Origin of the sequence: Dietzia timorensis, from assembly GCF_020742175.1 — a bacterium.
Classification (GTDB): Bacteria; Actinomycetota; Actinomycetes; order Mycobacteriales; family Mycobacteriaceae; genus Dietzia; species Dietzia timorensis_A.
The window spans coordinates 1-26,156 of sequence record NZ_DYXM01000064.1; the positions used below are offsets into that span (position 1 = coordinate 1).

The 26,156-nt window shown below is 68.0% G+C and carries 25 protein-coding genes; 6 read left to right on the forward strand and 19 right to left on the reverse strand.

Annotated elements, in window-relative coordinates:
* From K8V11_RS03510 to K8V11_RS03520, 3 genes are all read right to left on the reverse strand, one after another.
* Positions 1–1,424 (reverse strand): uroporphyrinogen-III synthase (locus K8V11_RS03510; protein WP_303910831.1); only part of this gene is annotated, 1,424 nt, incomplete at its 3' end.
* A gap of 101 nt (positions 1,425–1,525) precedes the next feature.
* Entirely contained in the window at positions 1,526–2,578 is a 1,053-nt protein-coding gene (gene hemC, locus K8V11_RS03515) for a hydroxymethylbilane synthase (protein WP_303910832.1), read from the reverse strand.
* The gene (locus K8V11_RS03520; RefSeq protein ID WP_303910833.1) at positions 2,571–3,923 is read right to left on the reverse strand and encodes a glutamyl-tRNA reductase; all 1,353 of its coding nucleotides are present in this window, start codon (positions 3,921–3,923) and stop codon (positions 2,571–2,573) included. Before K8V11_RS03520 ends, hemC begins: the two co-directional genes overlap by 8 nt.
* A 569-nt stretch (positions 3,924–4,492) precedes the next feature.
* Here K8V11_RS03520 and K8V11_RS03525 point away from each other — a divergent pair.
* The gene (locus K8V11_RS03525; protein ID WP_303910834.1) at positions 4,493–4,909 is read left to right on the forward strand and encodes a hypothetical protein; all 417 of its coding nucleotides are present in this window, start codon (positions 4,493–4,495) and stop codon (positions 4,907–4,909) included.
* 31 nt (positions 4,910–4,940) lie between these two features.
* On the opposite strand, the gene K8V11_RS03530 is transcribed toward K8V11_RS03525, so the two are convergent.
* Positions 4,941–5,435, reverse strand: coding sequence for a hypothetical protein (locus K8V11_RS03530; RefSeq protein ID WP_303910835.1), 495 nt, complete (start codon positions 5,433–5,435; stop codon positions 4,941–4,943).
* A 60-nt stretch (positions 5,436–5,495) separates the two neighbouring features.
* A complete protein-coding gene (locus tag K8V11_RS03535; RefSeq protein ID WP_303910836.1) occupies positions 5,496–6,464 on the reverse strand; it encodes a nitronate monooxygenase family protein in 969 nt (322 codons plus the stop codon).
* Positions 6,465–6,601: 137 nt separating this feature from the next.
* Here K8V11_RS03535 and K8V11_RS03540 point away from each other — a divergent pair, with 137 nt between their 5' ends.
* A complete protein-coding gene (locus K8V11_RS03540) occupies positions 6,602–8,134 on the forward strand; it encodes an AMP-binding protein (RefSeq protein ID WP_303910966.1) in 1,533 nt (510 codons plus the stop codon).
* A 20-nt stretch (positions 8,135–8,154) separates the two neighbouring features.
* Here K8V11_RS03540 and K8V11_RS03545 read toward each other — a convergent pair whose 3' ends face one another.
* Positions 8,155–8,430, reverse strand: a complete 276-nt coding sequence (locus K8V11_RS03545) for a glutaredoxin family protein (protein ID WP_303910838.1) — start codon at positions 8,428–8,430, stop codon at positions 8,155–8,157.
* 111 nt (positions 8,431–8,541) lie between these two features.
* On the opposite strand from K8V11_RS03545, the gene K8V11_RS03550 reads away from it, so the two are divergent.
* Positions 8,542–9,696, forward strand: a complete 1,155-nt coding sequence (locus K8V11_RS03550) for an HAD family phosphatase (RefSeq protein WP_303910840.1) — start codon at positions 8,542–8,544, stop codon at positions 9,694–9,696.
* 24 nt (positions 9,697–9,720) lie between these two features.
* Here the strand turns inward: K8V11_RS03550 and K8V11_RS03555 are convergent, their stop codons facing one another.
* From K8V11_RS03555 to K8V11_RS03585, 7 genes are all read right to left on the reverse strand, one after another.
* On the reverse strand, positions 9,721–10,842 hold the full coding sequence (locus K8V11_RS03555) for a lysophospholipid acyltransferase family protein (protein ID WP_303910841.1): 1,122 nt from the start codon (positions 10,840–10,842) through the stop codon (positions 9,721–9,723).
* Position 10,843: 1 nt separating this feature from the next.
* Positions 10,844–12,346 carry an NAD-dependent epimerase/dehydratase family protein gene (locus K8V11_RS03560; protein WP_303910843.1) on the reverse strand — a complete coding sequence of 501 codons (1,503 nt, stop codon included), beginning with the start codon at positions 12,344–12,346 and terminating at the stop codon, positions 10,844–10,846.
* A 190-nt stretch (positions 12,347–12,536) separates the two neighbouring features.
* Positions 12,537–12,638 carry a 30S ribosomal protein bS22 gene (locus K8V11_RS03565; protein WP_003855542.1) on the reverse strand — a complete coding sequence of 34 codons (102 nt, stop codon included), beginning with the start codon at positions 12,636–12,638 and terminating at the stop codon, positions 12,537–12,539.
* 139 nt (positions 12,639–12,777) lie between these two features.
* On the reverse strand, positions 12,778–12,999 hold the full coding sequence (locus K8V11_RS03570; RefSeq protein WP_067476977.1) for a helix-turn-helix domain-containing protein: 222 nt from the start codon (positions 12,997–12,999) through the stop codon (positions 12,778–12,780).
* Between the two features lie 277 nt (positions 13,000–13,276).
* Complete coding sequence (proC, locus tag K8V11_RS03575) at positions 13,277–14,128, reverse strand: pyrroline-5-carboxylate reductase (protein WP_303910956.1); 852 nt, start codon at positions 14,126–14,128, stop codon at positions 13,277–13,279.
* 127 nt (positions 14,129–14,255) lie between these two features.
* Complete coding sequence (locus K8V11_RS03580) at positions 14,256–16,085, reverse strand: hypothetical protein (protein WP_303910957.1); 1,830 nt, start codon at positions 16,083–16,085, stop codon at positions 14,256–14,258.
* 1 nt (position 16,086) lies between these two features.
* Entirely contained in the window at positions 16,087–17,034 is a 948-nt protein-coding gene (locus K8V11_RS03585) for a Ppx/GppA phosphatase family protein (protein WP_303910958.1), read from the reverse strand.
* Positions 17,035–17,161: 127 nt separating this feature from the next.
* Between K8V11_RS03585 and K8V11_RS03590 the strand changes: the two genes are divergently transcribed.
* Entirely contained in the window at positions 17,162–17,968 is an 807-nt protein-coding gene (locus K8V11_RS03590) for a hypothetical protein (protein WP_303910967.1), read from the forward strand.
* A gap of 24 nt (positions 17,969–17,992) precedes the next feature.
* Here K8V11_RS03590 and K8V11_RS03595 read toward each other — a convergent pair whose 3' ends face one another.
* Both K8V11_RS03595 and K8V11_RS03600 read right to left on the reverse strand, forming a co-directional pair.
* Entirely contained in the window at positions 17,993–18,697 is a 705-nt protein-coding gene (locus K8V11_RS03595; protein ID WP_303910959.1) for a response regulator transcription factor, read from the reverse strand.
* On the reverse strand, positions 18,694–19,926 hold the full coding sequence (locus K8V11_RS03600; RefSeq protein WP_303910960.1) for a cell wall metabolism sensor histidine kinase WalK: 1,233 nt from the start codon (positions 19,924–19,926) through the stop codon (positions 18,694–18,696). Before K8V11_RS03600 ends, K8V11_RS03595 begins: the two co-directional genes overlap by 4 nt.
* Positions 19,927–20,068: 142 nt before the next feature.
* Here K8V11_RS03600 and K8V11_RS03605 point away from each other — a divergent pair, with 142 nt between their 5' ends.
* Positions 20,069–20,758, forward strand: coding sequence for a hypothetical protein (locus K8V11_RS03605; RefSeq protein ID WP_303910961.1), 690 nt, complete (start codon positions 20,069–20,071; stop codon positions 20,756–20,758).
* A gap of 154 nt (positions 20,759–20,912) precedes the next feature.
* Here the strand turns inward: K8V11_RS03605 and K8V11_RS03610 are convergent, their stop codons facing one another.
* Genes K8V11_RS03610 through mshA form a run of 3 tightly spaced genes read right to left on the reverse strand, consistent with a single transcriptional unit; the run spans position 20,913 to position 23,937 of the window.
* Positions 20,913–21,659: a phosphoglyceromutase gene (locus K8V11_RS03610; protein WP_303910962.1), complete on the reverse strand. Its 747-nt coding sequence runs from the start codon at positions 21,657–21,659 to the stop codon at positions 20,913–20,915.
* A gap of 56 nt (positions 21,660–21,715) precedes the next feature.
* Positions 21,716–22,435: a YbjN domain-containing protein gene (locus K8V11_RS03615; protein ID WP_303910963.1), complete on the reverse strand. Its 720-nt coding sequence runs from the start codon at positions 22,433–22,435 to the stop codon at positions 21,716–21,718.
* A 2-nt stretch (positions 22,436–22,437) separates the two neighbouring features.
* Positions 22,438–23,937 (reverse strand): D-inositol-3-phosphate glycosyltransferase, encoded by a 1,500-nt coding sequence (gene mshA / locus K8V11_RS03620; protein ID WP_303910964.1) that lies wholly within the window; start codon positions 23,935–23,937, stop codon positions 22,438–22,440.
* Positions 23,938–24,361: 424 nt separating this feature from the next.
* Between mshA and K8V11_RS03625 the strand changes: the two genes are divergently transcribed.
* Entirely contained in the window at positions 24,362–25,285 is a 924-nt protein-coding gene (locus K8V11_RS03625) for a hypothetical protein (protein ID WP_303910965.1), read from the forward strand.
* 15 nt (positions 25,286–25,300) lie between these two features.
* On the opposite strand, the gene K8V11_RS03630 is transcribed toward K8V11_RS03625, so the two are convergent.
* The gene (locus K8V11_RS03630; protein WP_303910968.1) at positions 25,301–26,122 is read right to left on the reverse strand and encodes an alpha/beta fold hydrolase; all 822 of its coding nucleotides are present in this window, start codon (positions 26,120–26,122) and stop codon (positions 25,301–25,303) included.
* Between the last annotated feature and the right edge of the window lie 34 nt (positions 26,123–26,156).

Here is a 26,156-nt window from a genome sequence, read left to right on the forward strand (position 1 = left end):
CGCACGGTCGACGACGAGGTGAAGCACACCGCGTCGAAGCCGCCGGACTTGATCATGTCGCGGATCTCCGCAGCCGGCGGCGCCGCGCGGACGGTACGGTACGCCGTCACATCCTCGGTCTCCCAACCGAGCTCGGCGAGGCCGGCCGCCAGGGTTTCTGTGGCGATGTCCGCACGCGGAAGCAGCACGCGCGAGGCGGGGTCGACGTCCGGCTCGTACGGCGGGAACACTTCGAGCAGGCCCTGCGAGGACTGCTCACCGCGCGGCAGCAGCTCGGGCGTGATCCCGAGCTCGCGGACCCGCTCGGCGGTCTTCTCGCCCACCGCGGCCACGCGCACCCCGGAGAACGCGCGCGAATCCAGGCCGAACTCGCAGAACTTCTCCCACACAGCCTTCACGGCGTTCGCGGAGGTGAACACGATCCACTCATAGCGGCCGTCGACCAGGCCCTTCACGGCGCGCTCCATCTGCGCGGGCGAACGCGGCGGCTCGACCGAGATGGTCGGCACCTCGATCGGCACGGCGCCGAAGTCGCGGATCCGGGAGCTCATGTCCGCGGACTGCTCCTTCGTGCGCGGCACGAGAACGTTCCAGCCGAACAGCGCACGGGACTCCCACCACTGCTGCTTGTGCCGGGACGCGGCCTGCTTACCCAAGGTCACCACCAACTCGCCGTCGAAGGTCTTCCCCAAACTTGCCAGCTCCGTGAGCACCCCGTCCGCGGACTTCTGCGAGACCATCGAGCCGGCGGCGGTCACGGTCACGGCGGTCGACGGCGCGAGCCCCTGCTCGCACAGCGCCTTCTGCGTCTCGGCGAGGTGCGAGGCCGAGGTCGTGATGACGATCGGCAGCGGCCCCTGCGCAACCACGGACCAGTCGACGTCGCGGCGCGCATCCACGGCGAGGTGGCCCGAACCGAGGACGATTCCGGCGAACGCGGGCACGGACGTCGCCGGCGCGAGTCCCGGAATCACCTCGAACGGGACGACCGTGCGGCCCACGGCAGTGATCTCCGCGGAGGCGATGTCGCAGGTCATGGGGTCACCGGAAACGAGTCGTACGACGTCATGACCCTTTTTTGCCTCCGCGACGAGCGTCTTCGCGATCGACTTGGGCTCGCCGATCGCGGTGCGAACATCGGCGGCGGTCGGCGCGGGCGCGTTCTTCAGGCGCTTGATCTCGGCCTTGTCCTCCGAGGCCACGGCTTCGTCCATCGCGGCCTGGCGCTCGTCGAGCAGCTCCTGCGGGACCGGCACCTCGTTCGCGACGAGCCGCAGCACGTCCTCGGGCACATCGGCGTCGACGTACACGACCGCCGTGCCGGCGAGCACGTCGCGCGCGCGACAGGTGAGCATGCCGGCGTTGCCCGGCCCCCCGCCGACGAATCGAACGGTGCCGGGGCGGGTGGTGCTGCTTCGAGTCATGGTTTTCTTTCTCTCCAACGCTTCTTTATTCGCCACTGGATGTGGCGCAAGTTGCATGTCAAACGTGTGCGGCTGTTGCCTGGACTGGGCGGTTCTCGCGCCTAGCCCGGCTCTTCGTTGCGCTCGGGCGGTATTGGCGGCGCCAGCGGCGCGCGCTCGTCCTCGGTGCCGTTCGCGACCGCGACGACCTCGGCCGCCCCACCCGCAAGCAGCGCGTTCGCGACCTTCTCCCCCAGTTCCCTGGCGGCCCCGAGCGCGCTGTCCGCCGCAGCATCATCACCTACGACGGCGGACGCGCTTTCCCGCAAGACCTTCGTGCCCGCGACTGACGCGACCACGGCTTCGAGGTGGAGCTCGCCTCCATCCAGCTGCGCGATCGCGCCGACCGGCGCCGTGCAGCCCGCCTCGAGAACCGCAAGCACCCGGCGTTCCGCGGTGACCGCGAGGGTCGATACCGCGTGGTCGAGCGCGGCGACGGCGGCCGCGGCGTAGGCATCGTCCGCGCGCGCCTCGACGGCAAGGGCCCCCTGTGCGGGCGCCGGCAGCATCTGCTCGGGCGTGAACTTCTGCGAGGCCTTGGCCAGGCGGCCCGTACGCGAAAGGCCCGCGCCGGCGAGGACGACCGCGTCGAGCTCGCCGCTGGTGACGAAGCCCATGCGGGTCTCGATGTTCCCGCGCAGCGGGACGAGGTCGATGTCGGGGCGCAGGGCCGCGAGCTGTGCCCGGCGGCGCGGGGCGGAGGTGCCCACGCGGGCGCCCTCGCCGAGCTCGGCGAACGGGGTGTCCCCGGCGGAGACGAGCACGTCGAATGGGTACTCGCGTTCCGGGGTCGCGATCGGCGCGAAACGCTCGTCCGGCGCCGTCGGCAAGTCCTTATAGGAGTGCACCGCCACGTCGCAGCGGTCGTTCGCGAGCGCATCGCGCAGCGCGTGCGTGAACACGCCGACGCCGATCCGCTCGACCGGAGCCATGTTCACGTCGCCCTCGGTGCGGATGATGGTGAGTTCCGCCGGGTATCCGGCGGCGATGAGCGCATCGCGCACGTGACCCGCCTGGGTCGTCGCCAGCTCGCTGCCTCGGGTTCCGATGCGCAGCACTCGATCGGCGGTGGCGCCGGCCTGCCCGGGCGCACCACCGTTGGGGGCATCACTCATGGACGCTGCCTTTCTTGACCTCGCTACCGAGGTCGAACAGTTCACGCATGATGTCCGCGTAGGTGTCGCCGCCCGGCTGCGCGGCCAGTTCCTTGAACTTGACCGTCGGCGGGTGCAGCAACTTGTCGACCACGCGGCGCACGGTGCGCTCGACCTCGTCGCGCGTGGCGGCGTCGAGATCGGAATTTCGCGAATCGAAGCGGCGCAGCTCGGCGGTGACCACCTGGGCCCCGCGGCCGCGCAGCTGGGAGATCAACGGACCGACCTCGGCCACGCGCTCTCCGGAGACGTAGTCCGCGAGCTCGGTCGCGACGATTTCCCGCGCGATCGCCTTGTCGCGGGTCGCCGCGCGGGCGCCCGGGTCCTCGGCGAGCTGTGAGATGTCGACGATCGCGACGTCGGGAAGACCGGCGACGGCCGGGTCGACATCGCGCGGGAGGCCGAGGTCGCAGAGCACCAGCGGACGCGGCTCCTCGCCGCGGGCCTCGCGCTTCGCCAGGCCCGAATGCACATCGGCGAGGGTGACGACGGTGTTCGCCGCACCCGTGCACACGAACACGACATCGGCGGCCGCGATCGCCTCGTCCAGCTGCTCCATGGGCAGCGCGGTCGCCTCGGTTCCGGAGTCCCGCGCGATCTCGGCTAGCCGCGCCGCGCGCTCTTCGGTCCGGTTGAGCACATGGATATGGGACACCCCGCCGCGCCCCAGATGGGCCACGGCAAGCCCGCCCATCGCACCGGCGCCGATGACGGCGGCGTTCAGACCCTCGAGCGGGCGGCGCTCTCCGGCGTCATCCACCGAACCGACCTGGCCGACGATGCCTGCAGCCTTCCCGAGGGCGACGGTGACCATCGACGCGCCGGCGGAGTCGATGTTGGTCTCGGTGTGCACGCGCTTGCCGACGTGCAGCGCGCGCTGGGCGAGCCGGTGGAGCGTCGTTCCCGCGGCGCCCGAGGCGGCTGCGTCGTGGTAGGCGCTGCGGATCTGGCCGATGATCTGCTGCTCGCCGACGACGAGCGAATCGAGGCCCGAGGAGACGCTGAAGATGTGCTCGGCGGCGGCCTGCGAGTAGCGGACGTAGACCGACTCGGCGATCTCCTCGACAGTGAGCTCGGCGTTCGCCGCGAGCGTCGCGGTGATGAGTTCGAGGGCCGGGTGGAAGGCATCGACCTCGGCGTAGACCTCGACACGGTTGCACGTGGAGACGAGCATCGCCTCGCGGATCGACGACGACTCGAGGAGCCGCGCGGTGAAGGCATCGCGCTCGGACTCGACCACGGCGACGCGCTCGAGCAACGACACCGAGGCGGAGCTGTACGACATGCCTACGACGAGCACGCTCACGCTGCCACCCCCCTGGGCGCGGGGCGGGAAATGAGGCATGCGACACTAGAAATGTCCACGCGGGAGGTAACGGTATTCGTACCAAACGCGGTTAAGAAGGCGACGGAGGGGACGCGCCTCGTGGCGGGACCCCCTAGGGTGCCGCCGGGCGAGTGCTGCCTGGGCTTCACGTGCGACCGTCTCCTTTATTCCGTGCAAACGATTTTGGAGTGCGCCCAGTAGGTCGCGCCGGACGCGCCAAAACAAAGGCATAAATACTTCGCTGTACACGCCTGGTCATCTCGCGATTTCCAGGCGGGGCGAAGCGTGCCCTTATCGTCTTGCTCGCAGTCCACGTTAACCCCCGCAGTACCCCGAAACAAAACTCACGAAGCGCGCTTGCTATACGTGCCGGATTCTGCTTCACATTTTGCAGCCCCGTACCTACTCGCGAGTTAGGTTTACCTCAAAAATGCGCGCCACCTGGTTTGATGAAGCGCGCTTCGATGTGGCGATCTGGGGGTAGCCATAGGGCGACGGTGCTGAGATACATCTAAGTTGCGTGCGGATTCGCCTTAGAATTCATGGTCATGAGCCTCCTCCAAGACGTCTTGCTGTTCTTCCACCTCATTTTTCTCGCCGCGCTTCTCGGCGGCTACTTCGTGTCGCTGACCGCCAAGGGGCTATCGAATCCGGTGATGCTGTGGGGCGGGCGCCTGCAGCTGGTCGTCGGACTTCTGCTGTACGGCGTGCTCATCGCGCGGTCCTCGGATCTCGGCTTCGAGGTGAACCACATGATCTTCGGGATGAAGATCGTGATCGCCTTGGTGCTCGTGGCGCTGATCGAGATCGCGACCGCAGGGCAGCGGCGCGCGGGGCAGCTTGTGGCGGCGGGGCCACCTTCGGCCGGCGCCGGGGCGACCGCCGTTGCCGTTGTGCGCGCGCCGTTGATTTACGTCGCGGGTGTGCTGGCGATCATCAACGTGATCCTCGGGATGTCGGCGTAGGTTTCGCACGGTTCGCAGGCGGACGAATGGCCTAGCGCCGTCCGCCATAACTCCGGTGGAAGACGAATCCGAGATAACAGAGGAACACGGCGAGTCCGATTCCGCAGACCATCCACATCCAGGTGCCGAGCGGCCCATCGAGCAGGGTCGCCGCGACGGGGAACGCCGCGGCAAGCACGGCCGCGCCGAGAGAAGGACGCCACGCGCTTCGGCCGCCGGTATGGCTCGGCGACTTCGACGTCATACGGTAAACCAATACGCCCACGAATAGCGCGAGGACCAGGGCAAAAACGAGGGCGAGCAGCGAGTCGAGCCCGGTGCGTTCGCCGAATGCGTTGCGCCCGAACAATACGAGCACAACGATCGCAAGAAACGGGAAGTACCAGACCGGGACCGGCGGTTTTCGCGACGCACCCCCGGACGCGGCAGCCTTATCGGCGGCGGCTTCCTTCGCAATGAGGGCCTCGCGCTCTTCGCGGGCGCGTCGTGCCTCCTCGGACTGCGGCACGCTTGGTTCGTCGCTCATCTTGTCGACGGTACGCGAACGTGTTCTCCGAAAAGGCGACGCCCGCGGGATCCGTCGTCGCTAAAGCGCAGCCAGCCGCTCGCGCGCCTCGGTGTACTCGCGATCGAGGCGATCAACGAGCTCGGCGGCCGGACCGACGGCTTTCACCGCGCCGACGCCCTGACCCGAACCCCACACGTCCTTCCACGCCTTCGCGCCGCCGACGGAGTCTGCTCCTCCGCCGAAGTTCATCGCCGAGGGGTCGGAGCTTTCCAGGTTGTCCGGGTCGAGGCCGGAGCTCTCGATCGATCCGCGCAGGTAGTTGCCGTGCACGCCGGTGAACAGGTCGGAGTAGACGATGTCTGCGGCCGCAGAGTCGACGATCATGTTCTTGTACTCGTCGACCGCGTTGGCTTCGTTCGTGGCGATAAAGGCCGAACCGACATAACCGAGGTCCGCGCCGGACGCGACGGCGGCGAGGAGCGAGGATCCATGCGCGATCGCGCCCGAGAGCACCAGCGGACCGTCGAACCACTCGCGGATCTCACGCACGAGCGCGAACGGCGACTGGGTCCCCGCGTGGCCGCCCGCGCCGGCCGCCACCGCGATGAGTCCGTCCGCGCCCTTCTCGATGGCCTTGCGCGCGAAACGGTTGTTGATCACGTCGTGCAGCACGATGCCGCCGTAGGCATGGATCGCCTCGTTGACGTCCTCGCGAGCACCGAGCGAGGTGATGACGATGGGCACCTCGTGCGCGATGACGTCGGCAAGGTCCGACTCGAGCCGCTCGTTGGACTTGTGCACGATGAGATTCACCGCGAACGGCGCAGACGGGCGATCGGGATGTTCGGCGTCATACTTCTGTAGAGCCGAGCTGATCTCCGTGAGCCACTCCCCCAACTTCTCCTGCGGCCGCGCGTTGAGCGAGGGGAACGAGCCGACGATTCCGGACGTGCACTGGGCGATGACCAGCTCCGGATTCGACACGATAAACATCGGCGACGCGACGGCCGGGATGCGGAGATTCTGGAGCGCTGTGGGGAGTGTCATACGTTGACCATAACCTGACTTCTGCATTCGGAGCGAGCTTCCATCGGAAACCATTGACTGTGATTCGTATCACATATATTGTTTGATGCACCAGCGCTCTCCCGCCGAACAGCATCGGAGTTCCCCCAGTGGACGACATGTTCCCCGACGTCATCGCCGCCACCGATCCGGACCGGCCAGCGTACATCATGGCAGGTAGCGGGACCCAGATCAGCTACGGCGAGCTCACCCGAGATTCGAAAGCGATCTCCCGGCTGCTGTGGTCGCGCGGGCTCCGCCATGGCGACACCATCGCCCTCTACATGGAAAACCACCCGGCGCTGCTCAAGGTCGCGTGGGCCGCGCAGCGCACGGGGCTGCGCTATGTCGCGCTGTCCTCGCGCCTCACGGCGCACGAGGTTGCCTACATTCTCGGCGATTCCGACACCCGCGCGCTGTTCACCACCGACGCACTAGCCGAGACTGCAGCCGCCGCTCTCGAACTCCCCGAGGCGCCCGCGCTCGACAACCGCTTCATCGCCGGAACCGCGGCCCACGGTTTTGCCGATATGACGGCGGAGGCGGACGCCATCGGGACAGATGTAGAGCCCGACGAGCGCGAGGGAATCGACTTTCTCTACTCCTCGGGGACCACGGGCAAGCCCAAGGGCGTGATGACCCCGCTGCCGCTCAATCCGCTCGGCGTCCCGCCGGGGTTCTACGCGATCTTCTACGCGCTGTGGAACATCACGGCCGCCACCGTGTACCTCTCGCCGGCCCCTCTCTTCCACGCGGCCCCGCTGCGCATCAACATGGCCGTGCACCGCGTCGGCGGCACGTGCATCGTCATGGAGAAGTTCGAGCCGGAAGCAGCGCTCGAACTCATCGAAAAGTACCGCGTCACGCACACGCAGATGGTGCCCGCGATGTTCGCGCGCATGCTCAAGCTCCCCGACAGCATCCGCACCGCCTACGATGTGTCCTCGTTGACCTGCGTCATCCACGCTGCGGCGCCGTGCCCGGTGGAGATCAAACGCGCGATGATCGACTGGCTCGGCCCCGTCATCTTCGAGTATTACTCGGCCACCGAGGCCTACCTGTTCACGGCGCTCGATTCGAACGAGTGGCTGGCTCATCCCGGCTCGGTGGGAAAGCCGCTCGTCGGCACGCCGCACATCCTCGACCCGCTCGGCGAGGAGCTGCCCGTCGGCGAGTCTGGCCAGATCTGGTCGGAGAGCCCAGCTCAGTTCGAGTACCGCAACGCCCCCGAGAAGACCGCCGAGGCGCATAACGACGCAGGCTGGAGCACCGTCGGCGACATCGGCTACGTCGACGAAGACGGCTACCTCTATATCTCCGATCGCCGCGCGGACATGATCATCCGCGGTGGCGTCAACGTCTATCCGCGCGAGGCCGAAGACGCGCTCATCGCGCACCCGAAGGTCGCGGACGCGGCCGTGTTCGGCATCCCCGATGACGATCTCGGCGAGGCCGTCCACGCCGTCGTCGTCCCCGCAGGCGACGCCGCCGCCGGCCCCGGGCTCTCCGACGAGCTGCTCGCCTACCTCCACGAGCGCCTGGCCAAGTACAAGTGCCCGGTGTCCATCGAGTTCGCCACCGAGCTCCCGCGCCACGCCACCGGCAAGCTCTACAAGCGCTTGCTCAAGGACAAGTACCGCCAGGAAGTATGACGCCGGACGCCCGGAAATCCTTAGGCCTGCAGGTCCTCGCGTAGCTCGTCGTTGTCGACCTCCCAGGCCGCATATTCCTCGCCATCGAGGAGCAGCACCGGCAGCCGGTCGCCGAACTCTGCCTTGAGTTCGGAATCGGTGTCCACGTCGACGACCTGCAACGGCACCGACAGCTCCATGAGCAGTGGGGTAATCTGCTCGCGCACGCGCACGCACGAGCCGCAGCCGACTCGCGTGAGGAGCGTGACCTCGTGCCGCGCGTTCGCATACGGTTCGGATCCTTCGACCAGATTCATACTGTCCATCGTGCCCCATGATGGTCGGGCCGTCGCATAAGATGAGGTCGCAACAAGCATTCCGGTGTCGGCGCCATAGCGGGGCTCGCACCGATTTGAAGGAGGCCTCCTGTGTCCGACGAGTCATTGCCCCGCAGGTGGGGGCGATTCTTGCCGTCGAAGGCGCGGGTCGTGCAGCGCGCGTTGTCCGCCGCTTTCCCAACGCGGTCGGAGCGCCACCAAGCGGTAGCCGGCAAGGCGAGTGCGGCCGAGGCCCTTCGCTCTTCTGAGGACATCGAGGCATTCGGGGGTGTGGACGAGGCACAGGCTGGGACCAAGCGCCGCCCAGGCAAGAAGTCCAAGGCTCCTTCCTCGCGAGATGTCGAGCATTCCGGGTTCGTCGGCGCGCAGGCCGATTTGGAGCCCTCGATCGGCCCGGACGGCGAGGTTTACGAGCACGAGGTCACGATCGAGGGCGAGCCGACGCCGATCGAGGAGAAGCTCGAGGCCGGGGAGGAACTCACACCCGATCCCACGGCCGCCGCATTCTTCGATGTCGACAACACCCTCATTCAGGGCGCGTCGATTCTGCTGCTCGCCCGCGGTCTCGCCCGCCACAAGTTCTTCACCACCCGCGACGTCGCGACGATGATCTGGCAGCAGGCCAAGTTCCGCGTCTCGGGCCGCGAATCCATGTCGGATGTCGCCTCGGGCCGCGAGAAGGCGCTGAGCTTCGTCAAGGGCCGCGAGGTACGCGAGGTCGAGGAGCTATCCATGGCGATCTTCGACGAGTCCATCGCCGACCGCTTCTGGCCCGGCACCAAGTCGCTGGCACAAATGCATATTGACGCCGGGCAACAGGTCTGGCTCGTCACCGCGACTCCGGTCGAGCTTGCCAACGTCATCGCCGAGCGCCTCGGCCTCACCGGCGCGCTCGGGACTGTCGCCGAACGCGAGAACGGGGTCTACACCGGCCGGATGGTGGGCGACATCCTCCACGGCTCAGGCAAAGCCCACGCGGTCAAGGAGCTTGCTCGCACCAAGGGCCTGGACCTGTCGAAGTGTTACGCCTACTCGGATTCGTCCAACGACTTGCCAATGCTCTCGCTCGTCGCGCACCCGGTGGCCGTCAACCCGGACACAGCGCTGCGCGATGCCGCGAGAGAGAACGGCTGGCAGATCAAGGACTACCGCACCATGCGTCGTGCAGCGAAGATCGGCCTCCAGGGCACGGCCGTCGCGGCCGCCGCGGGCGGAGCCGTCGCCGTGTGGAAGCGCCGCCCCTAGGGACGCTCAGTCCCGCCTCTCGCTCTAGCCGAAGAAGACGCTTCCGCGGCGGGCGAGGTTGCGGTATAGCGTGTTCTGGATGGTCTCGCGCACCTGGTCGGTGATCTCGAAGACGACCATCGGATCGTCCGCGGCGTCAGGGCCGAAACCCGACGTTTCGATCGGCTTGCCGAATTCCATGATCCACTTCGTGGGCAGCGGCATCGCCCCGAGCAGCCCCGTGAGCGGGAACGTCGGCGTGATGGGCATGTACGGCAGGCCAAGAAGCCGAGCAAGCGCCGGGACCTCGCCGATCTTCGGGTAGATCTCCTCGGAACCGACGACGGACAGCGGGATAATCGGAGCGCCCGCCGCAACCGCCGTGGACACGAACCCGCCACGTCCGAAGCGCTGGAGGCGGTATCGGTCGCCGAAAGGCTTGCCGAGGCCCTTGAAGCCTTCCGGCCACACGGCGACGATTTCGTTCGACGTCAGAAGTGCTTCTGCGTCTGCGGCATTGGCGAGCGTGGCGCCCACGCGGCGCGCAATCGGCGCGACCACCGGTACGCCCATCGCGAGGTCCGCGGCGAGCATTCGCAGGTTTCGACCCGCATGATCGTGGACGGCGACCATGGTCATCATCCCGTCCATCGGGAGGACGCCGGCGTGGTTGGAGACGATGAGCGCCGAACCGTCGGACGGGATGTTCTCGGCGCCGATGACCTCGACGCGGAACCAGTTCTCGAAGAACGGGCGCCAGATAGGCAGCCACACCTTCTCTTGAAAGTGCGCGTCGAAGCCGAATTCGTCGATATCGTAGTTGCCGCTGAGCCGAACTGCGAGCAGCTCTCCCACATTCGAAATGGCTTCGGCCAGTGTATTCACGGCCATCGCCTCGCCGGTGGCCAGGGCCACGTCGACCTTGTCGACAGCGCGGAGGATCGGCTCCATGAGTTCGGACGCGGCGCTCGGATCGAGCTTGAGGACCTCTGCGAGGTGCATGCCGACTGCCTGGGCGGTGGCGACGATCTGCTCGAGGCTCTGCCCGATGGCTCCCGCGGCGGCGTCGGATCGGCTCGTCATCCCCGTGAAGGATTCCCCGACCATCCGCCAATGCTTTTCCTCGGCGTCATTCCGTGTCCCGAGGTTGAATTCCGGTCCTGCCATCTCACGCCTCCTTGGCTTCGGCGGCAGCTGCGGACGTGCGCGAGGCTGCGGATTGTGCTGCGGCGGGCTTGGCCCCCGACGTGCGAGCGGGTGGACTCGCCTTCTTCGGTGGGGCTTTCTTCGCGGGGGGCTTCTTGGCCGGTGCCTTCTTCGCGGGCTTCGCCGCGTCGTCCTCCGGGGACTTGCTCGCGACCGCGGCCCGGGCCGCATCGCCGGGGGCCGCCGGCTTCGGCGAGCCCGAAGCCACCGGCTTGGCACGCTGGCCGGCCTGTGTGTTGCGGGTGGCCGGGGTGTCGTGCCCGTGCCCGGCTTCCTCGATCTCCGTGACCGTCATCGCGCGGAGCGTCGACTGGTTGCGGGTCTTGGCGCCCGTGGCCGGCCGGTCGATCTCGGCGAGCACCGATTCGACGCTCGCGAGGATCGCCGGGTGCATCGAGCGCGGCACCGCTGCGAGCATCGCCCGCACCGCTGCCCGAGCCGTGTCCGCCGACAAGACCGGCTCTATGCCGGAATCCTTGATGTACGCGGCGAGCGCCTGGCTCGTGGAATAGCGCGGCGAGAAACCGAACACCTCGCGCATGCGACGGTTGTCGACGCCGCGGCCGTACTTGAGGTATTCGATCTGCGAGGAGCCGATCTTCTTGAGCCCTTCGCCAGTGAAGATTCCGGCAGCCACGCGAAAAAACGGAGGCAATACGGGGATCGCGATATGGCCGGCGCGGCGAACCGCCTGCGAGAGCGTGATCATCCCATCGCCGGCGATATTGAAGGTGCCGCCCGGGCCGCGCATAGTCGCGAGCACGAGCGCCTCCAGCGCATCCTGTGGATGAAGTAGCTGAATGCGCGGGTCGAAACCGCCGAGGACCGGGGTGATCGACGGCTGCAGCAACTCGCCGAACACGGTCGGCTCGGGCAGGCCGAGGATCGCGGGGACCCGAAGGATCGACACCTCGATGTCGGGGCGCTTGCGGTTCATGCCGCGGGCGTAGCCCTCCACCGAGAGGTAATCGCGCGGGATACCGCCGCCGGGGCTGCGCTTTGCTGCCATGTCCTCGGAGAACATCGCCGGGTCGAGCATGCTCGACCCGTACACCGAGGTCGACGACAACAGCACGAAACGCTTGACGCTCGCAGCGCGGCCGGCGGCCGCCATCATGTGCATCGAGCCCATGATGTTGCTCTCCTTGACGGCCGCGCGGCCACCGGGAGCGAAATCGTTGTGGTGCAGGCCCGCGTGGACGATGGTGTCGACGTCCTTCTCGCGAAGCACCGCCTGCATGCGCGGAGACTGCGGGTCCAGGCGCACGAACTCTGCGTTGCCCATGCGGCGCCGGAATTGCGCGGACGGCTTGCTCGAGTCGATCGCGATGACGCGTTCGATAGTCGGTTCGCGAAGCAACGCTCCGACCAGGTGTGCGCCGAGGTAGCGGCTGCCACCGATGACGGCAACTGCTTTTACAACATGCTCGTCACCGGAGGGCTGGGTCGAAGTTGCCACGCTCACCCCGCAGAGTCTAGTAAAAAGCGCGCCCCCATTGGGCGCCTTCTACGAACTACGTTACCCGCCGACGGTTTACGGGCCGTACATACACCGAAGCCCGCACTCTCGATCATCCCCGAGGGGCGCGAATCGAAGGTGCGGGCAACTAATCTAAAGGCGCAGAGCCGGTGGCCGCCAAGCGCGGCCGCGGCCCTTACTTGCCAAGTTTGCGACGCTGCACGCGGGTGCGACGAAGCATCTTGCGGTGCTTCTTCTTGGACATACGCTTGCGGCGCTTCTTGATAACGGAACCCATGCGTTCCTCCTCCTCGTGAAAATTCTTCAGGTGGCCATTGCGCGGCGGGCACACCAACGGAGTAAGCGTACCTACCTCGCTGCGTCGATTAGAAATCGAGGCCGCGTGGCGGTTGTGCCCATGGCCCGCAAAATGCGGTCTAACCTGCGTCGTAAACCGAGGTGTCGAGGTACTCGTGCACGGCCTTCGAGTGCACGCGGAACGAACGTCCGACGCGCACCGCGGGCAGCTCACCGGAGTGAACGAGCCGGTACACGGTCATCTTGGAAACACGCATAAGTGACGCCACTTCGGCAACGGTCAAGAACTGCGAAGCGTTGGAGGCGCCGGCGCCGTTAGCGCCCGATTCAGCTGGAGTCATCTACATCGTTCCTTTACGGCACGCATCGTGCCGCAGGCTTCCCCTCCTGCGGTACTGACACGCGCGTGCTCTAGAAAGAGCCTAGCGTGAAAGGTGTGAATAGTGCGACGTGTGTGGGAAAAAATACCGCCTGATTTCTCGCGAGATCCGCCGCGTACTTAGCTGACCTGCACTTCACCGCCGGTAAGGAATCTCAAAGGATTTCCGCAACTTTCCCAACATATGAACACTTGGGGCCCATGGCCGCAACAGTGTTACGTCCTGGTCCGCGCGGGGCCTATGGCTGATCGGCGGAGAGCTCGTCGATCATCTGCTCGCGCACCTCGTCCGCGAGCGCCGCCGAGCGCTCCTTACACGCGGACACAGCGCCGTACACGGTGGCGCGCAGACCGCCGGTCTCGAACGCGCGCAGCGCGGCGGCCGTCGTCCCGCCGGGCGACGTCACGGCGGCCCGCAGCGCCGTCGGCCCGTCGCCGCCTGCCGCGAGCATCGCGCCGGCACCCTTCGCGGTGCCCAGCACGAGCGTCTCCGCCGTCTTGCGCGGGATCCCCTGCTCCACCCCTGCCTCGATCATCGCCTCGGCGAGGAGAAAGAAGTAGGCCGGGCCGGAGCCCGACAGCGCCGTCACCGCGTCCATCTGAGACTCGGTGACCTCGACGGTGGCGCCCACCGAGCCCATCATCTTGCGGACGATATCGATGTGCTCGCCGCGTGCGAAGCGGCCCTTGCAGATCGCGGACGTCCCCTCGCCCACAAGCATCGCCGTATTCGGCATCACGCGGACCACGGGCGAACCTGCGGACAGACGCGACTCGATGGCCTCGGTCGGCACGCCGGCGGCCAGAGAGACGACCACGGCCTCGTGCACGCTGTCGGAGATGGCCTCGTCGACCTTGTCGATCACCCCCGGCACGTCGTTCGGTTTTACCGCGACGACGATGACCTGCGCCCCCTCTGCGGCAATCGCGAGGTCCGACGTCATGATCGAATAACGGTCCTTCAGTTCGGCAGCGCGCTCCGCGGCGCTCTCGACGACCACGAGATCCTGCGGCGGCCAGCCGCCGTCGCGCAGTCCGGCAATGAGCGCCTCGCCGATTTTTCCGCCACCGATGATTGCAATTCGTGTCATACCCATAGCGTGCCACGCGCCCGTTCGGGACGCCGCGCGTGGCCGGTAGGCGAGGCAGGCATTAGGCCCAAATACAGAATCGGCGCGGACCTTCGAAGGTCCGCGCCGAGCCCGTGAGCCGTGTGCGTCAGGTGAACAGCCGCAGCAGTAGCGGCCCGAATGTCACCCCTATGCCGACCACCACCGCGAGGGCGATCGACATCCAGTCGTTGCCGCGGCGCAGCACGCGCACGATGGCGACGAGGCCGATGATGACCACGATCGCGAGCGCGAGCGCCACCCACTTGAGGTCGCGCCACAGCAGCTCGAACGCGACGAACAGTGCAGCGCCGGCGATCGCCGCGCCGACGACCTGCAACGCGAGGATGGCCCACTGGGCGAACCCGCTTCGCTGCGGCTCATCATCCCAATGCTCCTGGCCGTAGGGGTCGAAGACTTCTTCGTCGTGGCCGCGGTAGTCGTCGTGACCGTAGTCGCCGTATCCGCCGTGCGCGGCGCCCTGGCCCTGCGGGTAGCCGGCCTCCTGGCCGCCATGCTCTACGCCCGTCGAGGACACTGCAGGCTGGGTGGCGGTGTCGGTGCCGGAATGGCCCTCGCCCGCGTCCCCGCGCACCTTCTGGATGACGCCGGTGTTCGCTTCCGAGGAGCCGCCGCCGCTCGCGTGGACCGACGAATCGTCGTCGCGGCCGGCCTTGTTCGCCGCGTAGGCGCCGAGCCCGGCAGCGCCGGCAACGCCAGCGCCCGCTGCGGCCGCGGTCTTACCGCCGCCGAACGAGCCGTGGGACTCGTCGGCCGGCTTGCCGCCGTCCTTCTTGGCCTTGTTGCCGCGCTTGAACAGCGAGGGCTTTTCCGTGGTGGGCGATGCCGCCGGCTTCACCGGGGGCGCGCCCGCGGGAGCGCCTGTGGATGCTGCCGCGCCTGTTGCGGTTGCCGCGCCGGCGGCGCCCACTCCCGCTGCTGCTCCTGCAGCACCCTTGCCGCTCGTCGCGCCCTTGGCGCCGGCGGCACCCGCTTCGCGTTCGTAGCGACGCTGGTTCGCGACGGACTCGCGGACGACTTGCTGCGCGCGGGTCGGAGCACCGGCGGCACTGCTGCTGCCAGCGGCTGCCGCTCCCGCGCCCTGCCGGCCCTGGGGAGCGGCCTGCTGCTGCGCCGGTGCCTGCTGTGCCGGTGTTTGCTGGGCCCCTGCGGCCTGCTTCGCAGCGCCGGCCTTGTCGCCGCCGCGCGTGGACGCAGCCGCCGCACCCGCGCCTGCGGCACCGGCCGCTGCAGCGGTACCCGCAGCGGCCTTGCCCGCACCCGAGCCGGATCCGCCGCGGCCCTTGACCGAGGTGTCCGGAACGGGAATCGGCCCCGTGGTCGATCCGTTGCCCGACGGGCGGCCGAACAGGTCGCCCGTGTCGGGCACCTGCGAGCCGGCAGCGGGACGCTGCGCCGGCTTCGGCGGCATCGGGGTCTTGTCGGAAGTCTTGGCGCGCTCGGACGTCGTCGTCCGGCGGGCGATGCGCGGGCCTGCGGCCGGTTGCGCCTTCTTATCGGCGGGCTTCGAGGCGGGCGGCGCTGCGGGCGGAGTGGCCTGCTGCTGGCCCTGCGCGGCAGCCTGCTGCGGCTGCTGGCCCTGCGGAGCACCCTGCTGGCCCTGTGGGGCGCTCTGCTGGCTCGGCTGGCCCTGCTTCGCGGCCTCGCGCTCTTCGGCCTCCTCGCGGGCACGGCGGCGCGCCGCACGACCCGAGAGCGGCTGGCCGTCCGGCCCGACGCGCGGGATGTCGCCCGTCAGATCGGACACACTCACCCCGCCGCTATCGGCGCGGCGGTGATGGCGGCGCTGGGAAGCGTCACCGGCAGAGTCCCCGGAAGCCTCCGAGTCCTCGCCTTGGCTCATGCGCTTAAGCAGCTCGGCTACGGTGATCGACTCTCCCGAGCCGCCTCCGCGCCGCGACTGTTCGCTAGCTGCCACGTCAGCTCCCCTTTCCATCACGACCGGCGTGATGATCCAGTCGTTGCAGGATCAGACCCTCGCGAAGGGCCCACGGACAAATCTTTACCGACTCTAACCCTAAAGCCCTCATGGAGGCTTCCGCGACTAGTGCCCCCGCTACGACTTGATACGACCGGTCGGAACTAATCCCCTCCAGTTCAGCACGATCCGACGCCGTCATCCGGGATATAAACGCAATTACCTGACGTAAACCTGCCGCGGTGAGCACCCTTTCGGCCCTTGGGCCCGCCGAAGCGGGCGCCGCACCGGTCAATCGGGCGAGCATACGGAAGGTTTTCGACGTCGCGGAAGCGAGATCCGGCTCGCCGAGACTGCGGATCTCTTTTGCCGGCGCCTCGAGCTCGGCGTCGATGAAATCGCGCAGCGCATTGATCCGTTTGCGCTCCGGCGGATCGGAGTTGAACCAGTCGTGGGTCAGGCGCCCGGCGCCGAGCGCGAGCGAGAACGCCTTGTCCGGGTTCTCGTCCGGCCCCGACGTCAACTCCAAAGAGCCGCCACCGATATCGAGGTTGACGATCGAGCCCGCCGACCAGCCGTACCAGCGGCGCGCGGCGAGGAACGTCATCCGCGCCTCGTCGACACCGGAGAGCACCTCAAGCCGCACGCCGGTGGAGTCCTCGACCGCATCGAGCACGTCGTCGGAATTCTTGGCATCACGAACCGCGGAGGTGGCGAAAGCCATGACCTCCTCGCAGCGGGTCGCCTTCGCGATCTCGGAGGCCTCCTGCACCGCATCACTGAGCTTCTTGATTCCCTCCTTGCTGATGCGATCGTGCTTGTCCAGATACTGGATAAGCCGCACAGCGGTCTTGGAATCGCTCATCGGTGTGGGGTGGCCGCCCGCATGCGCGTCGACCACGACCATGTGCACCGTATTGCTACCGACGTCTAGGACACCCAATCTCACCCCTACACCGTATAACGGGCTACCGTTGCAAGGCGTGAGCAGTAGAACCAAAGGCGCATCGAGGCGCCCGTCGGACACCCTTTATTCCCGCTCCGGCACGGCGCGCGAACCCGAGCCGGAGGTCGCGCTGGACTTCCCTCGAGAATGGTTCACGTTCGACCATCCCACCGAGGAAGACCACGTCATCTCTGCGGACATGACGTGGCTACTGTCGTCGTGGAGCTGCGTGTTCGGCACGCCCTCGTGCCACGGGATCACGGCGGATCAGCCGGACTCGGGCTGCTGCACGCACGGCGCTTTTCTTACTGACAACGAAGATCGCGAACGCCTTGCCGCGAACGTCGCGCTGCTTGCCCCGGACGAGTGGCAGCACGAGAGCGATGCGCTCGCCGACGCGAAATCGCGTAGTGCGGCGTCATTGGACAAGGGCATCGAGCCGTGGCTCGAGGAAGACGAACTCGACGACGAACCCGCGTTGCGGACGCGGCGCTTCAACGGCCGTTGCGTGTTTTTCAATGACGTCGGATGGCCGGCGGGCTCCGGGTGCGCGCTGCACCACATGGCCCTTCGCCTGGAACGCACACTCCCCGAATCCAAGCCGGAGGTGTGCTGGCAGCTGCCGATCCGGCGGACACAGGAATGGGAGACGCGCGCGGACGACGTGGAGGTCCTGCACACGCGGATCGCCGAGTACGACCGCCGCGGCTGGGGGCCCGGCGGACTCGACCTCGACTGGTACTGCACGGGCTCGCCCGAGGCGCACGTAGGCGCGGAACCAGTGTTCGAGTCGCTTGCCGACGAGCTGACCGAGCTCATCGGCGTAGAGGCCTACGAGGTGCTCGCCGAGGCGTGCCAGCGGAGGCAGCAGCTCGGGCTCATCGCCGTGCACCCGGCGACGACCCGCGCCGAGGAGCTGGCCGCGCGCAAGAAATAGCGGCAGCTACAGCGGCCCGCCGGGCTAGCCCGTAGCGGCGCCGTCAAACTTGTATCCGAGCCCGCGCACGGTGATGATGTGCTGCGGGCTGCCCGGGTCGGGCTCGAGCTTCGAGCGCAGGCGCTTGACGTGCACGTCGAGTGTCTTCGTGTCGCCGACGTAGTCCGAACCCCACACGCGGTCGATGAGCTGCCCGCGGGTGAGCACGCGGCCGGAATTGCGCAGCAGGTACTCGAGCAGGTCGAACTCCTTGAGCGGCAGCGTGATCGTGTCGCCGTGCACCTCGACGGTGTGGCGCTCGATATCCATGCGCACAGGGCCCGACTGGAGCACCGACGAATCGTCGATGGCCTCCTCGGCCTCCTCGCCGTTGCCGCGGCGCAGGACGGCGCGGATCCGGGCGATGAGTTCGCGCGCCGAGTACGGCTTGGTGACGTAGTCGTCCGCGCCCAGCTCGAGGCCGACGACCTTGTCGATCTCGCTATCGCGGGCGGTGACCATGATGACGGGAACCGACGACACCGCGCGCAGCCGCTTGCACACGTCCGTCCCGCTCATCCCCGGAAGCATGAGGTCCAGCAGGACGATGTCCGCGCCCTGCGCCTCGAAATCGCGCAACGCGCTCGGCCCGTCGGCTGCGACGGTGGCCTCGAAGCCCTCCTTGCGCAGCAAGAACGCCAAAGGGTCGGCGAGTGATTCTTCGTCTTCGACGATGAGTACTCGTGTCACTTAGCTTTTTCCTTTCCTGGGCCGACCCCGGCGTTGTTAGTGCCTGCGGAATCGCCGGTGCGATCCGGGGTCAGAGCTTCCGCCGCGGCAACCCGCGGAAGTTCGATGGTGAAGGTCGAGCCCATTTCGGGCCTGCTCCACAGGTGGACGACGCCGTTGTGGTTCTGCACGACGTGCTTGACGATCGCGAGCCCGAGGCCCGTCCCGCCGGTCGCGCGCGAGCGCGCCTTGTCGACGCGGAAGAACCGCTCGAACACCCGCCCCTGATTCTCCGGGGCGATGCCGATTCCGTGATCGGTGACGCGGATGCGGACGGTGTGCTCGTCGCTGGCGCGGCTGACGACCACCGGGGTGCCGGCCGGCGAGTAATTGATCGCATTGGAGATGAGGTTCGACACCGCCGTCACCAACAAGGTCCGGTCGCCCATGATCTCCAGGCCGGAGCGGTCGTCCGACGTCAGAGAAATGTCCGCGGCCTCTGCCATGGAGACCGAGCGCCGCATGGCTTCGTCGACGACCTCGTCGACCGAGACCGGCGAGAGATCGCGCAGCTTCTCCGCGCCCTGCAGGCGGGACAGCTCGATGAGCTCGGTGACCATCGAGCCGAGCCGCTGCGATTCGTCGCGCACGCGCGAACCGAAATACTGCACCGACTCGGGGTCGTCGCTCGATTCGAGGAGGGCCTCGGCGAGCACGCTCATCGCGCCGACGGGCGTCTTGAGCTCGTGGGAGACGTTGGCCACGAAGTCGCGGCGCGCGGACTCCATGCGGCGCTGCTCCGAATCGTCGTTCGCGTACACGACGACAAACTTGTCGCCCTCCTCGCGCAGGAACACCGTGTGCCCCGACACCGACGGGACCCGGTGCCCCGCCCGCGCATGCCCGGACAGGTGAAAGTGCGCCTCGGCGCCGTTGCGGAACGTTTCGAGAACCGTCCCCCACACCTCTTCGGTGACGCGATGTCCGGAGACGATGCCAAGCTCCTCGGCACGGTCGTTGGCGATGATGAGATCCTCGAACCGGTCGACCACGGCGAGCGCGAGCGGCGACTGCTGCATGGCTTTGTAGAGCACATCGCCCTTACTCAGCACGCCGTCCGTCCGCGTGGACGCCTTGCCGCCGCGCGTCCCGGACATCCCCTGCCCGCGCCTCACGCCGATTTCGGAGCCGACGAAGAAGCAGGCGACCGCGCCGGCGGCGATGAGGCCTATCGCAACGTATACGTCCACGGTGTCCCAATCTACAACCAGGCAATCGCAGAACAAACGCGAGCCGCTCCCGTTAACCGGGGGACTTTTCCCGATCCACCGCACGTTAACCGGCCGTTCATTCTTCCTTTCGCCGACGCGCGCTCGCGCCTACGCTGGGGTCATGGCTGACATCTTCCGCAATGCGTCTTTGACCCCGTCCAAGCCCGAAGCGGTCGCGCGCTACATCCAGCGGCGCTGGCCCGACTCCGGCGCAACCGCCGAGAACATCACGCTCGTCGCCTCCTACCGTTTCGACGACCCCGCGGGCGAGGTCGGCACGGAAGTACACATCGCCCATGACGCCGGAGGCCGCACCCTCCAGATCCCCCTCACCTACCGAGGTGCTCCGCAACCGGGGATGGAGGGCACCGGGCTCGACGGTGGGGCCGGCGCCGAGCTGCTCACCTTGGAACATTCCGAACTCGGGACGCGCTGGATCTACGACGGCCTCACCGACCGCGTGTTCGTGTCCGCGCTGGTGGAGGCGATTTCGTCCGGCTCCGGCGGCGCGCGCTACATCGACGCCGACACGGGCGAGGAATTCACCTCCGGCCGCGCCGAGGTCCGCGGGACCGGCACCTCCTCCGCGGTGACGATCCCCGAGAGCCTGCCCGCGCCGATGCCCGCCGAAACCTCGGCGACGCTGCACCTCGGCGAGGCGACGCTGGAATTCAATTCGGTCCTCGACACCGATTTCCCGGCCGCGGATTCCGGGTCCTCGACCGATTCGGCGGCCAGCACGCCCGGCCTACTTCTCGGCACCTGGGCCGGGCAGGATGCGGAGGTTCTCCTCGCCTCGATCGCGGACTGAGGCTCGCCGGGCAGGCCGGGCCGGCCGGGGCCGCACAGACGACTGGACGCCACTTTGTATCGATAAACGCCGTGGAGGGAACTCAATTCGGGCGTTTATCGATACAAAGTGGCGTCCAGACGATTTCGGCCGAGAACAAACCCGGCCGCAGAAACTACTTGCCGCCCTGGTTCGCCACCGCAGCGGCACCGGCGGCCGCAGCCTCCGGGTCCAGATACGTCCCGCCGGGGTTCGTCACCTCGCCGGACTCGGAAAACTCGTAGACCAGCGGAATCCCGGTGGGAATGTTCAATTCCGAGATCGCCTCGTCGGAAATCCCGTCGAGGTGCTTCACCAAAGCACGCAGCGAATTGCCATGAGCCGCGACGAGCACGGTCTTGCCCGCCGTCAGCAAGGGCAGGATCTCCGCCTCGTAGTACGGGACGAAGCGCTTGACCACATCGAGCAGGCACTCGGTGAGCGGCACCTCATCCAGATCCGCGTAGCGCGCCTCGCCGACCTGCGAGTACTGGTCGTCCGCAGCGATCTCCGGCGGCGGGGTGTCGTAGGAGCGGCGCCACAGCATGAACTGCTCGTCGCCGAACTCCTCCTTGATCTCCGCCTTGTTGAGCCCCTGCAGCTTGCCGTAGTGGCGCTCGTTGAGGCGCCAATCGCGCACGACCGGGATCCAGTGCCGGTCGGCCGAGTCGAGCGCAAGGTTCGCGGTCGTGATCGCGCGACGCAGCAGCGACGTGTACAGCACGTCCGGCAGCACGCCGGCCTCGGCGAGCAGCTGCCCGCCGCGCACGGCCTCCTCGCGGCCCTGCGGGGTCAGGTCAACATCCACCCAGCCGGTGAACTGGTTCGACGCATTCCATTCACTCTGTCCGTGCCGCAACAGCACCAGTTTTCCAAAAGCCATGCGCCCATTATTACCCATCGCACGCGCGGCGCCGGGCAAACCCCGGAACAACCCGCCTATGACGTCGGAGCCGCCGAGCCGCCATCGCCGCCGGAGCCCTCGCCGGCCTCCGCCTCGGCCGCCTTCGCCGCATCCGCCTTCGCGCGGTCGGCCGGAGTCTCCCCCGGCAGCAGCTTGCCGCTCGAGTTCTCCTCGGGCATCCCATCGACGCCGGGCTGCTCGAGATCGGAGGTCAGGTGCCGGAAGGCGTAGAGGTTCACCAGCGGCTCGCCGTTTTTCACCCGCCACGACCATTCGCGGCGGATCGAGGTGTGGAATCCGATCTCGAGCAACTTGTTGAAGTCGAAGTCCGCGGTCTCGAGGATCGAGCCGAGCACCCGGTCGAGTTCGTCGTCGCTGACTGCGGCCGCCGGAATCCACCCGACGAGGTAGATGTCCCCGGTGTTGTCGATCGTGTACGACACCGAGTAAAGGTGCTGGTTCCGGCGCAAGAGGTAGTCGTAGATCTTGAGGAAATCCTCGTCCGGCTTGCGGCAGATAAACGACTCGATGCGCACGGTGTCCTGGCGAACATGCAGGTGGACCGCGGTCTTCAGTCGCTTCTCGCCAGGCAGGTTGACGACGAACGTCCGCCCGTCGAGCAGATGCGATTCGATCTCGCGGTCGACGAGGAACGCCTCGATCGTGCGCAGCACCTCGGCGTTCGGAGCGCCCTTGCCGTTGTCGGGTCCGGCCGCTTCGGGGCCGGCAGAGTCGGGTCCAGCAGAGTCGGTCATCGTCATTCCTCCTTCGCCGGCGCGGCAGCACCGGATTCGTTGTCGCCAACAGCGGCAGCCGAGCCGCGGGCCTCCTCGCCCGCGTCCCGGCGCTCGGAGTGTTCGGCCATCGCCTTCGCATACGTCGCGACGAGGTTCTCGGCCGTCGAGGTCCAGCAGAATCCGCGGGCGCGTTCGGGGGCGCGCAGCGACATCGCGATCCGCCGGGCGTCCGCGTCGAGCAGCGCCCGCAGCTCGCACCCCCACACCGCGACGTCATGCCCATCGATGAGCACGCCGGTCTCGCCGTCGGCGACCGCGATCGACAGCCCGCCCACGTTCGCCGCGACCACCGGCGTCCCGCACGCCTGCGCCTCGAGCGCGACGAGCCCGAACGACTCCGAGTACGACGGCACCGCGACGACATCGGCAGCGCGGTACACCTCGACGAGGTCCTGTGGCGGGCGCGGCGGCAGGAATGTCACGAGGTGCGCGACGCCGAGTTCGCGGGCGAGCGAATGTAGATCCATCGCGCCGATCCCGTTGCCCGAATATCCGCCGACTATCACCAGCCGGTACGGCGTGATGTGGCTACGCACGAGCTGGCCCCCGCCGTCCTGGTCGGGCTCGGCATCTCCGGCGTCATCCAGCGAATCTTTGACCAGCGCGGCGAACGCGCGCAGCAGCACGTCCGGCGCCTTGAGCGGTTGGATGCGCCCGACGAAAGCGACGACCTTCGCGCCGTGCGGCAGACCGAGGCGACGGCGCGCGTGCTCGGTGCCGCGCGGGTCGCCCGGCGAATAGCAGGCGAGGTCGGCGCCGGGCACGATCACGTCGACGCGGCTCGGCGAGGCATCGTAGAAGTGGACGAGGTCGTCGCGCTCGCGCTCGGTATTAACGACCGTGCGGTCGGTGTTGTCCACCACGTACTGCTCGCCGAGGCGGCGGTAATCCGGCTCCGGCTCGTCCCCCGCGGCGAGGAACGTGTTCTTGACGGCGGCCAGCGTATGCGCGGTGTGAATGAGCGGAATGTCCCACACCTGCGCGAGCACGGTCGCGGCCTGGCCCGAGAGCCAGTAGTGCGAGTGCACCACGTCGAACCGCGTCCCATCGGCGGCGACCTGCCGCAGCACCTCGGAGATGAACGGCGCCATCTGCACCGGCAGCTCCTCGCGCCCGAGCGCCTCGAGCGGCCCGGCGGTGATGTGGTGCAGCCGCACCCCGTCGCCGATCTGCACGACCGGTTCCTGCGTGGCCGACGTCGCTCGCGTGAACACCTCGACCTCTACACCCGTAGCGGCGAGTGAGCGCGCGGTATTGAGGACGTAGACGTTGAGCCCGCCGGCATCCCCCACGCCCGGCTGCGACAGCGGCGAGGTGTGGAAGCTGATCACGGCGACGCGCCGCGGCAACGGGCCGGATGGGCGCGCGGCGGATGCCGAGGCGGCCGAGGCCGAACCGCCCTGCCCGCCCGGCTCGTCCGGTCCGCCCGTGGCGCTACGAATATCGGTGACTACCTGCATGACACCCAAACTCTACGCCCCGCACCGCATTCCGCGAGCCTTCCTCCGCGTTCCGGGAACGGACCCCGCGGTATGACGTCGGAGACCCCGTCCACCCCGGCGGCCCCGCGCACCCCATCAAGCTGAGAATATTTCCCGCCCACACCGCCGTGCGGCGGCTTTTCCGGCCGGCAATCCACGCTCGCCCGAGCGCCGAGACCTGCGCCATTCGCGATGCCCCGCGAAGTTGCACGGTGCGTTGTCCGAATCGCGGCAACTTTACGCGCGTTAAGAAATGGGCAAGTGTTGCCGGACCAGGGCGAAGTTTCCCGGACCATTGTCTTACGCTAGTGGTTCGAAGGATCCGACGGCGGAAGAAGTCTGTGCCGAGCGAGGGGCTATCTCCGCGCGGCGCGGCGCCGGCGGAAGCGCCGAGGAGGAATGAATGCGTTCGACCATGCTCACAAGCCGGAGCCGCACGAGGCGCGCACGCGCGCTTGTCGCGCTGCCGGCAGCCGCCGCTCTCACGCTGGCGCTCGCCGCGTGTGGTGCGGACGAAGATGAGCAGGGCGCGGGCGACGGATCGTCCGCGGTGGCCGAGGGTTCCGGTGACGGCAACGGCGCGGCAGGCGCCAGCGAAGGCGAGGAGGGCGCCGGGGCGCGCGGCGACGACAACAAGGACATCGCCAACTCCTCCCACCAGGTCGACGTAGGCGAGGTCGGCGACGAGAAGGCGCAGCGCGAGGGCAACAATCCGGACGCCGCCGGTTCGCCGGAGGACGCGGCCGGCCTCGACAACGCCGCGCTCATCCTCACCGAAGCCGACTTCCCGGGCTGGACCTATCAGGGCGTTAACCCGTCGGACGGTGTCGCGGCGGCGCAGCAGCTCACCGAGGCGATGAAGAACCTCGACGTCGACCCGCCCGAGTGCACCGATGTCGCGGTCGGCTCGCCGGAGATCCCCGAGGGGGCCGCGGCCGCACAGATCCAGGACCCGGAGACGCAGTCGGTGTACTCCATCATGGTCATGGGCACGGGCGTCGACCGCGGGGCATTCTCCGATCGCTTCCTGCGCTGCCCCGCCTTCACCCTCACCGGCAATGGTTTGACGATGGAGGCGAAGAATTCCCCCGCCGCGACGCCGCGCATCGACCGCGCGAACGTGCAGGGCTTCAACTCCACGGCAACCTCGCGGGTCGACGCGCTCGGACAGGAGCAATCGCAGACGCAGACCTTCTACCAGGTCACCACGCGCGGGATCACGTTCCGCGTGAGCGCGCTACAGATGACGCCGCAACCCGACGACGCCACGATCGCCGCGCTCGGCGACATCGCCGGCCGCCAGGCCGACAAGATCAAGAACGCCTAACCGGGCTACCCGCCCTTACAGCCCCGCGGCGAACGCCTCGAGGTCCGCGACGAACCGGTCCTGCGCCTCGAGGAACGGCGCGTGCGCAACGTCGGGGTACAAGGTGCACTCGACGCCCAGCGTTTCCGCGTTCGCCTTTCCAGCGCTCGGCAACACGATCCCGTCGCGCTCGCCGTGAATCACCAGCGCCGGCACTCCCGCTGCGGCGAGCGCCTCGTCGTTGTTCACTCGCCGCGAGAGCAGCGCGCCGCGCACGTGCGGCGCCGTCGCGAGCGAGAGCCCGAACAGCCGCTGCTGTCCCTCGCCCACCTGCTGCGCGAACATGTCGGCGCCGAAGCTGCCGAGCGCGGCGATTGCGCGCTTCGGGTTCGGATCGACCGAGCCCTTGCCCGCGGCCAGCATCGCGTCACCGACCGCCCCGCCGGGCGCCCGCGAGATCGACGTCGTCGCCCCGCACAACACGATCCCGCCGATCCGCGACGTCCCCTCGGCCGCCACGAAGTCGCCGACCACGATCCCGCCATACGACCAGCCGAGCACGATCGCGCCGGCCCCGTCGCCCACGCCCTCGGCGTCGAGCACCGCGGCCACGTCGTCCGCCCACTGCCGCGAATCGTCGTAGCCGCAAGCCGGCGCCCCGGAGTTCCCGTGACCGCGCAGATCCATCGCGATCCCCCGGAACGTCCCGGCAAGCCGCCCGAGCAATTCGTCGCCCCACGCGCGCGACGACTGCGCCCATCCGTGTAGCAACAACAGCGGCCGCGCCGCCTTGTCCCCGCACGTCTGAAACGCGATCGGCGTCCCGTCACTCGAGGCCACCGAATGGCTTTCACGCATGACGCCGGACGCGCCCGTCCCCACCGACTTCTCA